Annotated in this window: 1 pseudogene; it reads left to right on the top strand. The window is 66.0% G+C overall.

Going from position 1 to position 238, the window contains the following annotated elements:
* Window positions 1-238, top strand: a pseudogene (locus EOD29_RS34830) (fumarylacetoacetate hydrolase); the annotation flags it as partial.

The following is a 238-nucleotide window of genomic DNA, read 5'->3' as shown; positions in this document are numbered from 1 at the left end:
CGCCAACAGCACCGGAGCTCCGGATCAAACGCGCCCTTATCTCCTTGCGCCCGTCGACCTGCAGGCAGTCAAGGCCTGCGGCGTTACCTTTGCGCAGTCGATGATCGAGCGCGTCATCGAGGAGAAGGCCGCCGGCAGTCCGGTACGCGCCGCATCGATCCGCGAGCGTGTCAGCACGCTGATCGGCGGCAGCCTCACCAATCTGAAGGCTGGTTCGCCGGAGGCCGCGAAGGTCAAG

Source organism: Mesorhizobium sp. M1A.T.Ca.IN.004.03.1.1 (genome assembly GCF_003997555.1).
Taxonomy (GTDB): Bacteria; Pseudomonadota; Alphaproteobacteria; order Rhizobiales; family Rhizobiaceae; genus Mesorhizobium.
This window is presented reverse-complemented; position numbering and strand designations above follow the sequence as displayed.